Source organism: Cohnella thailandensis (assembly GCF_014212135.1).
Classification (GTDB): Bacteria; Bacillota; Bacilli; order Paenibacillales; family Paenibacillaceae; genus Cohnella; species Cohnella thailandensis.
On the sequence record NZ_JACJVQ010000019.1, the window covers coordinates 594,461 to 606,110 of the forward strand.

The following is an 11,650-nucleotide window of genomic DNA, read 5'->3' on the forward strand; positions in this document are numbered from 1 at the left end:
ACCTATTCCTTAGCCACCGTCGGTGGAACGAACCATTCCTTGTACTTCTCGTAGTCCGCTCTCTTGCATTCCAACTTCAAACGGGTGCCGTCCTCCTCGTATTCGGTCGACCGGACGTGAGAGTTGGCGTTGAAGTAGGATACGAGCCGGCCTTCCGAGAATGGGATCACGACTTCGCCCTGCACGTAATCCTGAAAGATCCTCTCTCGCGCGAGCGCGATCAATTGCTCCACACCCGCGTCCTCCCGAGCGGAGAGAAAGACTTTGTCCCCCTCCGCTTGCGGGTAGGCATGATCGGTCAGATCGGCTTTGTTATAGGCGTAGATCATCGGGATCCGGTCGGCCCCGAGCTCCCGGAGGGTGGAGTTCGTCACTTCGATATGCCTCTCGTATTCCGGATCGGACACGTCGACGACCTGGATAAGAAGATCGGCTTCGGTCACTTCCTCCAGCGTCGAGCGGAACGCCTTGACGAGATAATGCGGCAGCTGGCTGACGAAGCCGACCGTGTCCGTGAGCAGGAACGACTTGTTATCCGGCAGCTCGATCGAGCGGACCGACGTCTCCAGCGTGGCGAACAGCATGTCTTGGGCCAGCACCTGTTTGCCGGATTCGGGCACGAAACGGCGAAGCACCGCGTTCATGATGCTGGACTTGCCCGCGTTGGTATACCCGACGAGACAGACGACGGGTACGCCGGTTTTGCGCCGCTGCTTGCGCTGCACTTGGCGCTGGGCGACGAGCTTCTCGAGCTCGTGCTGAAGCGCGGCAATCCGGTCCTCGATGCGCCGGCGGTCGAGCTCCAGCTTCGTCTCGCCCGCTCCCCTGTTCTTCAGGCCGGAGCCGCCGCCTTGCCGCCCTAGCGACTCGCGCAACCCGACGAGACGGGGCAGCATATACTGCAGCTTCGCGACCTCCACCTGCAATTGGGCTTCCCGGGTACGGGCCCGTTCCGCGAAGATGTCGAGGATCAGGATCGTCCGGTCGATCACCCTCTTCTGCAAGGCGCTCTCCAGATTTCGAATCTGAGAAGGAGACAGCTCGTCGTTGAAAATCAGGGTCGAGACGTCGGCTCCTAGCGCGAGCGCGGACAGCTCGTCGATTTTCCCCGTGCCGATGTAGTGCGAGCCGTTGATCCTCTCCGCATTCTGGGTCAGCTGCCCAACGACCTCGATGCCGCAGGCCTCCGCCAGATTGCCCAGCTCTTCCATCGAATAAGCGAAGCCGGGACGGTCGTTCAAATTTACGCCGACGATAACGGCGCGGTTGTTCGGTTGTTCCATATAGGGTCCTCCCCTTCATAAGTCGGAATTCAGGTACAAAAAAACACACGGGCGCCATGGCCTGTGCGTTCTGTGTACGGGAAAAAGGACTCCGGAACGGCGGCAAGAGCTCCCCTCCATCAGGGGGATCCCTTCCGCTCTTCCGCATGTATAAGTCGCATGAGACAGACTTATCCTGAGTCCTCTGCACACAGGCAGAACCTTGGCGCTAACGATTAGCCGCGCAAAGAGCGAACTCGGATAAAATCAATCACACGCAACCCTCCGTTCCAATCAAAGTAAAGCCATTCTAACACGGACTTAGCGGGATGGCAATAATTCTTCCTTGAATAGGCTTTATTCGCGATTGCGCGCCGAAGTCGGTTAACCCGAACTAGTCAACTCCAGCTTCTTCGCTTTTTCCTTGATATAATCTGCCGTTCTCAGCGCGAGCGACATCACCGTGTTCGTCGGATTGCCGGCGCCGGATGTAACGAATATGCTCGCATCGCAAATAAACAAGTTAGGAATGTCATGGGTTTGTCCGTAAGAGTTGACGACCGAAGCTTCGGCGTCGTCTCCCATCCGGCATCCGCCCATCATATGAGCGGTATCCGGAATCACGAATTCGACCTTCCCGCCTGCCGCTTCCAGTATGGAGCTCATCTTGCCCACCGCATGATCGATCAGCTTCGTATCGTTATCTCCGTAACTGAACGTCACTTTTGCGCGCGGCAGTCCGTGCGAATCAAGCTCGTCCGTTAACGTAACCCGATTGTCCTCATGAGGGAGCACTTCGCCCACCATCGTGACTCTTCCGTAGTAGTTATAATTCAGGAGGGTCTCCCTAAGCCGTTCGCCCCACACGGGTCCGCCCTGCGATTTCGAGATTCCTTGGGCGAATCCGACCGGTCTGGCTCCGTGCGCATGCAGCGTATATCCGCGGACAAAGTTGTTATTCGGGTCGCTGCGGTAAAAATCCTGGGTAGTGGCTAAGACGGGCGTGCCCTTATACAATCGGATCTCGTCGTTGAATTTGGCATACACGTCTTGGCTGCTATGAACCATAATACCCTTCCCGACCCATCCGCTGGAATTCGCAAGCCCGTTCGGAAACTGGGCGTTCGCGGAATTCAGCAGCAGCCGCGGCGTTTCGACGACGTATGCGGACAGAATGACAACCTTCGCTTTTTGCTCGTACGTCGAGCCTTCATGCACGAAGGAGACTCCCCGTACCCTTCCGTCTTTACCCATGAGCACCTGCGTGACCATGCAATCGGCCAGAACCTCGGCTCCCGCTTTGATGGCTTTCGGAATATGAACGATCAAGGTGCTGAATTTAGCGTCCGGCATGCAACCTTGGTTGCAGAAACCTCGATTGATGCAAGGAGGCCGCCCCTCGAACGGTGCCGAAAGAATCGCCAGCGGGGCAACGGAAGACCGGATGCCGAGCTTGTCGCACCCGTTCATAAAGAGATAGGCATTGGGGCTAAGCGGCTCCCTCTCCGGGTAAGGATAAGGACCATGGTAATTCCCCCAAGGAAAATGCTTAGGTCCGGAAACGGCTATCTCCTTCTCGATTCTGGAATAATACGGCTCCAGATCCTCGTAGCCGATCGGCCAATCCTCCGCTACGCCGTCTATCGTCCTGGCTTTGAAGTCGGCGTCCTGAAACCGCAAGAACACGGCCGTAAAATGGACCGTTCCCCCGCCAATGCCTCGTCCGGAATTGTTGTGTCCCATCGTTAATGGGTCCTTGCCGTCTACGATCCGGGTGTCCTGCCATCCTAAATCGTTCATCGAGAGCTCGTCGCTGGCGAAATCCTTCTGCGGGTCGCGGAACGGACCGGCCTCCAGAACGACGACGCTCATGCCGGCTTCGCTCAATTCCTTCGCCAGCACGCCTCCCGCGGCTCCGGCTCCTACGATGACGACATCGACTTCTTCGTTTGCATATTTCCGTTGCATCATGGTTCGCGCTTCGCCTCCCATGGGTCTACTTGTCCGAGCTCCGTTCGTACATACCCTCGCGGATAGGCTGGGCCGGCATACCCGATTTCGGACCAAACCTTAGGGTGCGAGCAATACGCTTCTACGGTCAGGCTCATCAGCTTTTGGAACAGCGGCTCTTGCGGAATTCGGCTCCATATCGGATGCGGTTCGGCTTTCGATTCGCTGATGTCCTTGAGATACTGCGTTTGCCGTACGTTGTCCAGCTCCAGGAAGGAGGCGGAATATCGTTCCCGGGTCCCCTGATCGATTGCCTTCAGCCCTTCCCTGATCAGTTCGGGCGCCTGAGGAACGCCTGTTTTTCTCTGGCCTTCGCCAGGCGATTTATGTAAAGTCTGATCGATATGACCGAGCACGAAATTCATCACTTCCGGCGTTTGATCGCTTACCAGGATCGAACAGATCCGATTAAGCATCCCCGCTTCTGCGTGGGTGAGAAATTGGAAGTTTCCTTGCGGTTTCAACCGGGAGGCGACGATAGATTGGGTATGGTCATCCCATTCGTCTTGCTCCTTCATCACGTCGAAGGAAGGATAATGGCCGAAATTCGTCATACGTTCACCGCGCTTTCCAGTAGATGGAGATCAAACCGAGTACGCTCATGGCGGAGAACAATAAGGGGAGCGTGATCGGCGGTCCGATGAGAAAGTTGCGCAGCGCCCAGCCGCCGACCCGAACCCCGACTCCCCGGAAATGAAAGTAAAAACCGATCAATCCGGCAACGACTCCGAACCACATGAGCACCGTAAACGAAGTATGCAGCCAAGACGCGTTGTACCAGGTCAATACGATTCCGACGATAAAGAATATGGGAGAGGAAATGACCGGAACCCACATCGCTTTATTGTGAAAGCTTTGCCGGTAATGAAACATCGTCACCTGAACGCCGATGACGAGAAACGCCACGCTGACGAACAAAATCAGAATTCGATCTATGGACCACATATTCCAATACATGTTGCCGCCTCTTTTCCGAATGCCCTAAAGTCTGAAATGATTATTCCCCGGCGGCAACAATCTATTCCATATCCGGAAATACTGCTCATAATTAAAATACAAGATTGGCATACTGCTGGGTAAAGATTCAAAAGGAGTGCCGGTGGATGCCAAATTTACGGACAATGAAAGAACCGGATTCGATCGAAGCATTGCCGCCGCAGGGGTCTTATTCTGGTACTGGCACTGGTACTGTTGCTGAGGTTATTTTAAAGCAGCTCAAGCTTTGGGGAGTTAAGCGAATTTACGGAGTCGTGGGCGATGCCATTTTCGGATTGATGGATGCCTTGGCCAAGCAGAGCGACATTGCCTTTATCGCCGTCAAGCATGAGTCCGCAGCCGCCATGATGGCTTCTGCCGAAGCCAAATTAACGGGCAATCTCGGCGTCTGCGTTGCGCAGATGGGACCTGGGCTGGCCAATCTAGTCAATGGCCTCGGAGACGCCTATTTAGACAAAGCTCCGGTGCTGGCCATAACCGGACAAGCTCCTTTAAACAAAATCGGTACCTTTTACAAGCAATATATCAATCAACAGGAACTGATCGCCCCCATCTCCTCCTATAGTCAATTAGTCGTTCATCCGGATGCGGTAGTCGACTCGTTGACGCAAGCGATGCTGGTGTCCATATCCAACCGAACCGTAACTCACTTATCGGTTCCCAAGGATCTGTTTCATCTTCCCTCTTCTATTCAGCCGCGTGAACCTTATAGAGCGGTACTCCCCTCGTCCGTTACGGAACCGCTTCAGCAGGCGCTTCCGTTCATGCAATCCGCCAAGCAGCCGATGCTCTTGATTGGCCGCGGAGCCCGATCCGGCCGCGAAGAAATCCAGTCGTTGGCGGAGGCTTGGGGAAGCGGCATGGCGATGAGCTATGGCGCCGTCGGTATCATTCCGGATGCCCATCCGCTTATGTTGAGCGGTCTCGGCGAGGGAGGCAACCCGTATCTCGCTGAATTGTTCAAGCAGGCGGATCTCGTCTTGGCCATAGAAACGACATGGTGGCCCGAAGGCGCCGTTCCTGATAATCCCCGCGTCATTCAAATCGCCGAGAAATCGGCAGACCTTGGGGCTGCCATTCCGGCAGACATCGGGATCGCCGGCGATATCCCAACCGTTGTTCGTCATTTGACCGACGGCTTGAGCAATCACCGGACCAATCCGGCATGGATAACCCGGATCCGGCAATGCAAACAAACCTGGTCGGTTCAAAATGAAAGGGAGCGCAATCAACCCGGCTCCCCGCTTGCTCCTTCGTGCTTGATTCGGATACTGGAACAAACGCTTGCCGAAGATGCGATCGTGGCCCTGGACGAAGGAGACTCCACCCTTTGGTTCCTAAGAAACTTCCGACCTCGAGGCCAGCATGTCTTGCTCTCCGACCGGTGGCGAACGATGGGCTTCGGTCTGCCCGCCGCCATGGCGGCGAAGCTTTGCTCGCCGAACCAACAAGTCGTCTGCATAACCGGAGACGGCGGACTTGGAATGGTGCTGGCCGACTTGGTTACGGCCGCCCGATATCGGCTGCCGATCACGGTTATCGTGTTTAACAACGGTACGCTTCAAATGGAGCGGGACAAGATGACGATGGAGGGGCTTAGGCCGGAAGGAACGAATCTGTCCAATCCGGACTTTGCCAAAGTCGCGGAGGCTTGCGGTTGGAAATCCTATCGAATCGAAACGGCCGAACAAATGGAGCAGGCACTGGCGCAGTCGAAAACAAGTCCCATACCGGTATTGTTGGAAGTGCTTACCGCCCGGATACCGCATCCGGATTTTTCATCACCATAAAATTTGGATAAGGAGATCAAACCGATGTCAACGCCAACAACGCAAACGCCGAACCAAACGCAGCCCCAACTGCAGCCTGCTCCCCCTTATCCGGCCCAACATCAGGATCGGCAGCCGGGAATCGAATCGCTCATGAACCCGAAACCCGTATTCGACAACCCCAACTATAGAGGAAGCGGGAAATTGAAGGATAAAGTCGCTATCGTTACCGGCGGAGACAGCGGCCAAGGGCGGGCGATCGCCATTGCGTTCGCCAAAGAAGGCGCAGACATCGTCATCGTGTACCTGAACGAACATTCCGATGCGAACGAAACCAAAACCATGATCGAACAGAGAGGCCGCCGCTGCCTTTCCATTGCCGGAGATATCGGCAACGAATCCTTTTGCAAGCAAGTGATCGAACAAACCGTCCGCGAGTACGGCACGCTGGACATCTTGGTCAATAACGCCGCGGAACAGCACGTGCAGAACAGTCTGGAGAAGATTACGTCCGAACAGATGGAACAAACCTTTCGAACCAATTTTTACTCCATCTTCTATTTGACCAAAGCCGCCTTGCCGCATTTGAAACCGGGCAGCGCTATCATCAATGCGGCTTCCCTGACGGCATATGAAGGCAATGAGCTCTTGATGGATTATTCCGCCACCAAAGGGGCTATCGTCGCGTTTACCCGTTCCTTATCCAAGTCGCTGCTCAATAAAGGGATCCGAGTGAACGGCGTCGTGCCGGGCACGATCTGGACTCCGCTCATCCCCGCTTCTTTCCCGTCGGATCAAGTAGCCCAATGGGGGGCGCAGACGCCCATGAAGCGGGCGGGCCAACCGTTTGAAGTCGCGCCCGCCTATGTTTATCTGGCATCCGAGGATTCTTCCTACGTATCGGGACAGCTCATCCATGTCACCGGCGGAGTCTTCGGTTGAAGTTTTACGGAGAAGGAGGTCTCTCTTATGCCGATAATTCGGGACATCGAAACGTTCCCTCTCTTCCATCGTCTTAAAGTACCCTACGGCGATGCCAACGGCTTAAAATCGAACCGATCCTGCTATCTGATTCGAATTCTCACGGATACCGGCGTCGAAGGCTGGGGGGAATGCATCGATTGGCTTCCGACTTTGCACAAGGGCTTCCAGGAACGAATTATTCCTTACTTGATCGGAAAATCCATTGCGGATCGAACCAAACTGGTTCAGACCGTGAACAAATGGCATTCTCGCGCGGCCTCGGCCATAAGCATGGCCCTGACCGAAATAATGGCCAAGGCTTGCGGGGTGCCGATTACCGACCTGTGGGGCGGCAAGTTTCGCAATAAAGTGCCCGTCTATGCCTCGTTTCAGTCTTATACGGATCGGAATGATTGGCAAACACGCTCGCTGAGGAGTATAGAGAACGCAATCCATCAGGGCTACGATAAGATCAAAGTGAAAATCGGAGGAAAAAGCTTCAAGGAAGATCTGCTTCATCTATCTTCCGTCCAATCGTTACTGCAGGATAAAATCAAGCTAGCCTTAGATGCCAACCAAAGCTACGATGCGGCCGCGACCCTTCAATGGCAACCCTTCTTGCAGTCCTGTTCCAATCTGCTATGGCTCGAAGAACCGTTGCCGACTCAACATTTTGCGGAATATGCTTTTCTAAGAAACCGCATCTTCGTACCGTTGGCGGGAGGAGAAAATTTGATATCCGCAGCGGAGTTTATTCCGTTGCTTTCGCGGAACGCCTTGGATTTCCTGACTCCGGATCCTCTGCATATGGCGGGAATAGATGCTTACCGGGAAACGTTAAGCATGGCCAGAAGCTACGGCATTCGGATAACCCCTCACGCTTACGACGGCGCCTTATCTCGTTTATACGCCCTATATGCGCAAGCTTGCTTATCGCCATGGAGCAAAATGGAGTCGGATTCCATCGAACCCGTGGAATGGGACGTCATGGAGAATCCTTTTACGGATATGCTGTCGATTCAACCTGCCAACGGGGAAATTACGCTTCCGGATCGCCCCGGAATCGGCGTCGAACTCGACATGGACAAGTTAGCCCACTACCGCTGGGACGGAAGCAGCTATCTGTAATTCGTCAAAAGAAATGTTTACTGTCCTATTACGAATACCCAAAAAAGGAATCCTTGGTGATATTCCGTTTGGATACCTTTTTATTTTGCAAATAGGTAGTTATAGATCCTACCATAGCCTTCGGACCTGCAACGTAATATTTTCCATTGTCCTTATTTAAGGCGATGAACTTATCGAGCTCCGAATGAAGCTCATCACTTGAATCAAGGTAAGTTATGCTCATCGAAGTATTGTCGGCAATTCCATCGATCTCATTTTTAAAAAGATGAGACTTCTGGCTATCCAAGTAGAGGAGATGGATTCGGTTCCCGACTTCCGTCCCTTCTGCCTCTACTTGTTTTAGGATCGATCGGAAAGGCGTTATCCCAATTCCGCCTGCGATCAGGAGCGTCCGGCTGTTATCTTTAAGATAAAAAGGGCCTAGAGGTCCGCTCATATTCACTTTCATGCCCTGCTGCAATTCCAACAGCGCCTTCTTGAACTCGCTCGGTTTTTCGCGAATGATCGTGGAAATCTTAATGACATTCTCTGAGGGAGCCGATGCCAAACTGAATGGTTTCGTGGCATTTTTTATTTTCTTATGGGTAATGCCGAACAACCCGTACTGCCCTGCTTTCCAGGTTATATCCTTCTCTTTTTCAAACACGAAGGTATGTACATTATCCGATTCTTTGTAGCTCTCTTTAAACGTTAATTCTCTTTTTTTGAATATGGGGATTAAATTATCTTGAAGAAAACCCACTAGCCCCTCTCCCTTCTTAGCTTAAATTGCATATTTATAGGACACCTTTCAGTGTCGTATTGATTATAGGTCACCATTTGGTGTCGTGTCAACAGCCATTTCGCTCATTAAAAGTAAAAACCGGCCCGTAGGCCGGATTACGCTTGACTTTATTTCCGTTGTTCCTTCTCTTCTGGCTCATCATACTTGTTGATATGCGCTACGATGGCTTCGACAGCTTCTCCGCCTTGGGTGCTTGAAGGAACTTCCTTGACTTCGTCTTCTGTCTTGTCCAGAAAATTTTGCTGATCCGCGCGAATGGCATCTATGCTGTTGCTCACGTAAACTCAACCTCCCTTTAATTTATTAATGGCATAAATAATGTGCCATGTAAAATTGTTTTCAATCCTTTTCCAGAGTGCTCTTGCTGTACGGCCCGGGACTAACCTCGGGAGGATCGATCTGAATCGGCTTTTTTCTTGTTCTTGTCTCGTGATGATCCGTCATTCCCGCTTGTTCCGTCTTTAAGTCCCGAAGCTCTTTGTTTTCACTGGTCATGAAGCGGCTCCCTTTATGCGTTTTTTCTTTAGTTTGTGCCTCAATCTTATTCTTATTCCAAGACGTTAAGCATGCACGGGCAAGGTAAGCGGCGACAACGCTTTCGTCCGGTCGAGGTAGATAAAAGCGTCATATCGCTTGGATAGACACGTCGGAACGTAATTGCCTCTCTCGCGCTCGGGATGATAAACGACTCCGATCGCTCGGTGTCCATGAACGGCTTCGTCCACAGTAAGGTCGTTAGAGGGGAACAAAAGAAGCTTATCTTCCGGGCCGATTCGGTGAAGCAATTCCTCCCAGCTTCCGGACATCGCTCTCGTCACGGACATCTCCTGAGCTGGCGCGCCCCATGATCTTCCGGCGATAACGGTGCCTTCATAAGTTCCGAACCCGACGGCATACACTTCTTTCCCATGCCGCTCTCTAAGCAGCTGGCCGACATTCACCATGCCTTCCTCAACCATATCCGTTGCCCTTGCATCCCCGATATGCGTGTTGTGCTCCCACACGATCGCTCGCGAATTCTCTCCATGGAACTTCATCAGTTTCTCCAGAACGTCGACCATATGACGGTCCCGAACGTTCCACGATTCGGCATCGTGACGGATCATCGTCCGGTAGTAATTCTCTGCACCGCGAACGGCCAACGCGTTCAACTCCGCGTTAAGCTCCTTCTCGCGATCTTCAGTCGAGGCGTTTCTCCACTTATCTTGCAATCGGCGGAGCAGATCGACAACCTCGTCCTCGCAACCTTCGCCGTACAGCGACGCGGCTACGGCGTAGCTTTGCTCGTCGCCTCCATGCGGCTCGAAGCATTCGAAAGCTCGCTTGGCCGCCTCCAGCTGCGCGCCGCCCTTCGACTCCAAATAATGCAATAGCTCGTGGATGGATTCCCACAGGCTGTACAAGTCGATTCCGTAGAAGCCGACCTTCTCTTCCTCGGGCTTGCCCGAATTGTAGCTTCGGAGCCATTCGGCGAATTCGGCGATTTCGCGATTGGCCCACATCCACGTCGGCCATCGGGCGAAATCCTTCAACGCGTCCTTCGCGTCGGATCCGGAATCGGCATGACCCTTTACATAACGATTCAGCGCATAGCAGGAAGGCCAATCCCCTTCTACGGCGACAAAGCGATATCCTTTTTCTTCGATAAGACGTTTGGATAAAGCAGCCCGGTGGGTGTAAAACTCCGAGGTTCCGTGCGAAGCTTCGCCTAACAGCACGAACTTGGCCTCTTCTGCCCGCTCGATGATTTCGCGAGCGTCCTGCGGGCCCGAAAAAGCCAGTGCTATTCTGCTCACTTTCTCCATGAGATCGTTCCGGTTCATCGGCTCACCTCAAAAGCAGGATGGAATAGGCTCTGTAAGTTTGCTCGGATTGGCCATATGCTATGCGAATGACAAGAACACTCGAGCTTTGATTTGTACGAACTAATGTTCTATACTTAGGGAGATATCATTGTTCTGTGATGAAATTTGCACACATAAGGAGATAAAACGATGGAAAATAACAAATTACTTAGAATGGACAATGTCGGCATCGTTGTAGAATCCCTTGATGACGCAATCTCTTTCTTCGAGGAGATCGGCTTAAAGCTCGAAGGGCGAGCTACGGTCGAAGGGGAATGGGCTGGTCGCGTAACCGGGTTAGGTTCGCAATGCGTGGAGATCGCTATGATGGTTACCCCGGATGGCCACAGCCGAATTGAACTTTCGCGATTTCTCAATCCGCCTCCTATATCGGATCACCGGGCCGCTCCTGTCAATGCCCTCGGGTATTTACGCGTCATGTTCACCGTTGAAGACATTGACGAAATGGTATCCAGACTTACTAAACATGGTGCGCAGCTCGTTGGCGAAGTGGTTCAGTACGAGAACTCGTATCGGCTCTGTTACATTCGCGGAAAAGATGGACTTCTAATCGGGTTGGCAGAACAACTCGGGAATAAATAAGGGATCGTAAAGATCAACACAGGTTCTAACATAGTTTGAGCAAAAAAAGCACCCATCGCTGGGTGCTTTCTCTGCTTGTCGGCTTGGCAACATTCTACTCTCCCGGGACCCTGCGGTCCAAGTACCATCGGCGCTGGAGGGCTTAACGGTCGTGTTCGAGATGGGTACGCGTGGAACCCCTCCGCCATCATCACCAAACCATCTTCAGTTGGTCAAAGCTTGCGCCTTGATAACCGGATACGAAACGAGTTAGCGTTCATTAGAATCTCACTTGCCGTGCTGGCTGATTAG

12 protein-coding genes and 1 rRNA gene are annotated in these 11,650 nt (G+C 53.0%); 4 read left to right on the forward strand and 9 right to left on the reverse strand.

Features of this window, described 5'->3' with window-relative positions:
* Positions 1-2: 2 nt before the first annotated feature.
* From hflX to H7B67_RS23500, 4 genes are all read right to left on the reverse strand, one after another.
* A complete protein-coding gene (gene hflX / locus H7B67_RS23485) occupies positions 3-1,283 on the reverse strand; it encodes a GTPase HflX (protein ID WP_185122286.1) in 1,281 nt (426 codons plus the stop codon).
* Between the two features lie 363 nt (positions 1,284-1,646).
* Positions 1,647-3,233 (reverse strand): GMC family oxidoreductase, encoded by a 1,587-nt coding sequence (locus H7B67_RS23490; RefSeq protein ID WP_185122287.1) that lies wholly within the window; start codon positions 3,231-3,233, stop codon positions 1,647-1,649.
* Entirely contained in the window at positions 3,230-3,826 is a 597-nt protein-coding gene (locus H7B67_RS23495; RefSeq protein ID WP_185122288.1) for a gluconate 2-dehydrogenase subunit 3 family protein, read from the reverse strand. The genes H7B67_RS23490 and H7B67_RS23495 overlap by 4 nt, the downstream gene beginning before the upstream one ends.
* Before the next feature lie 4 nt (positions 3,827-3,830).
* The gene (locus tag H7B67_RS23500; protein WP_185122289.1) at positions 3,831-4,229 is read right to left on the reverse strand and encodes a hypothetical protein; all 399 of its coding nucleotides are present in this window, start codon (positions 4,227-4,229) and stop codon (positions 3,831-3,833) included.
* 164 nt (positions 4,230-4,393) lie between these two features.
* Here H7B67_RS23500 and H7B67_RS23505 point away from each other — a divergent pair, with 164 nt between their 5' ends.
* Genes H7B67_RS23505 through H7B67_RS23515 form a run of 3 tightly spaced genes read left to right on the forward strand, consistent with a single transcriptional unit; the run spans position 4,394 to position 8,128 of the window.
* Positions 4,394-6,058, forward strand: a complete 1,665-nt coding sequence (locus H7B67_RS23505) for a thiamine pyrophosphate-binding protein (protein ID WP_185122329.1) — start codon at positions 4,394-4,396, stop codon at positions 6,056-6,058.
* A gap of 24 nt (positions 6,059-6,082) precedes the next feature.
* Complete coding sequence (locus tag H7B67_RS23510) at positions 6,083-6,979, forward strand: SDR family oxidoreductase (protein ID WP_185122290.1); 897 nt, start codon at positions 6,083-6,085, stop codon at positions 6,977-6,979.
* 27 nt (positions 6,980-7,006) lie between these two features.
* Positions 7,007-8,128: a mandelate racemase/muconate lactonizing enzyme family protein gene (locus H7B67_RS23515; RefSeq protein ID WP_185122291.1), complete on the forward strand. Its 1,122-nt coding sequence runs from the start codon at positions 7,007-7,009 to the stop codon at positions 8,126-8,128.
* Between the two features lie 28 nt (positions 8,129-8,156).
* Here H7B67_RS23515 and H7B67_RS23520 read toward each other — a convergent pair whose 3' ends face one another.
* The 4 genes from H7B67_RS23520 to H7B67_RS23535 form a co-directional block, all read right to left on the reverse strand.
* On the reverse strand, positions 8,157-8,870 hold the full coding sequence (locus H7B67_RS23520) for a ferredoxin reductase domain-containing protein (protein ID WP_185122292.1): 714 nt from the start codon (positions 8,868-8,870) through the stop codon (positions 8,157-8,159).
* 149 nt (positions 8,871-9,019) lie between these two features.
* Positions 9,020-9,190, reverse strand: a complete 171-nt coding sequence (locus tag H7B67_RS23525) for a hypothetical protein (RefSeq protein WP_185122293.1) — start codon at positions 9,188-9,190, stop codon at positions 9,020-9,022.
* Positions 9,191-9,251: 61 nt separating this feature from the next.
* Positions 9,252-9,407 carry a hypothetical protein gene (locus tag H7B67_RS23530; RefSeq protein ID WP_185122294.1) on the reverse strand — a complete coding sequence of 52 codons (156 nt, stop codon included), beginning with the start codon at positions 9,405-9,407 and terminating at the stop codon, positions 9,252-9,254.
* 65 nt (positions 9,408-9,472) lie between these two features.
* Positions 9,473-10,735: an erythromycin esterase family protein gene (locus tag H7B67_RS23535; protein WP_185122295.1), complete on the reverse strand. Its 1,263-nt coding sequence runs from the start codon at positions 10,733-10,735 to the stop codon at positions 9,473-9,475.
* Between the two features lie 171 nt (positions 10,736-10,906).
* Between H7B67_RS23535 and H7B67_RS23540 the strand changes: the two genes are divergently transcribed.
* On the forward strand, positions 10,907-11,359 hold the full coding sequence (locus H7B67_RS23540) for a VOC family protein (protein WP_185122296.1): 453 nt from the start codon (positions 10,907-10,909) through the stop codon (positions 11,357-11,359).
* Positions 11,360-11,440: 81 nt separating this feature from the next.
* Here H7B67_RS23540 and rrf read toward each other — a convergent pair.
* Positions 11,441-11,557, reverse strand: a 5S ribosomal RNA gene (gene rrf / locus H7B67_RS23545).
* Positions 11,558-11,650: the final 93 nt, after the last annotated feature.

Coding starts and splice junctions, on each gene's coding strand:
- hflX (WP_185122286.1), bottom strand. CDS start 1,283: ATGGAACAACCGAACAACCGCGCCGTTATCGTCGGCGTAAATTTGAAC.
- H7B67_RS23490 (WP_185122287.1), bottom strand. CDS start 3,233: ATGATGCAACGGAAATATGCAAACGAAGAAGTCGATGTCGTCATCGTA.
- H7B67_RS23495 (WP_185122288.1), bottom strand. CDS start 3,826: ATGACGAATTTCGGCCATTATCCTTCCTTCGACGTGATGAAGGAGCAA.
- H7B67_RS23500 (WP_185122289.1), bottom strand. CDS start 4,229: ATGTATTGGAATATGTGGTCCATAGATCGAATTCTGATTTTGTTCGTC.
- H7B67_RS23505 (WP_185122329.1), top strand. CDS start 4,394: ATGAAAGAACCGGATTCGATCGAAGCATTGCCGCCGCAGGGGTCTTAT.
- H7B67_RS23510 (WP_185122290.1), top strand. CDS start 6,083: ATGTCAACGCCAACAACGCAAACGCCGAACCAAACGCAGCCCCAACTG.
- H7B67_RS23515 (WP_185122291.1), top strand. CDS start 7,007: ATGCCGATAATTCGGGACATCGAAACGTTCCCTCTCTTCCATCGTCTT.
- H7B67_RS23530 (WP_185122294.1), bottom strand. CDS start 9,407: ATGACCAGTGAAAACAAAGAGCTTCGGGACTTAAAGACGGAACAAGCG.
- H7B67_RS23535 (WP_185122295.1), bottom strand. CDS start 10,735: ATGAACCGGAACGATCTCATGGAGAAAGTGAGCAGAATAGCACTGGCT.
- H7B67_RS23540 (WP_185122296.1), top strand. CDS start 10,907: ATGGAAAATAACAAATTACTTAGAATGGACAATGTCGGCATCGTTGTA.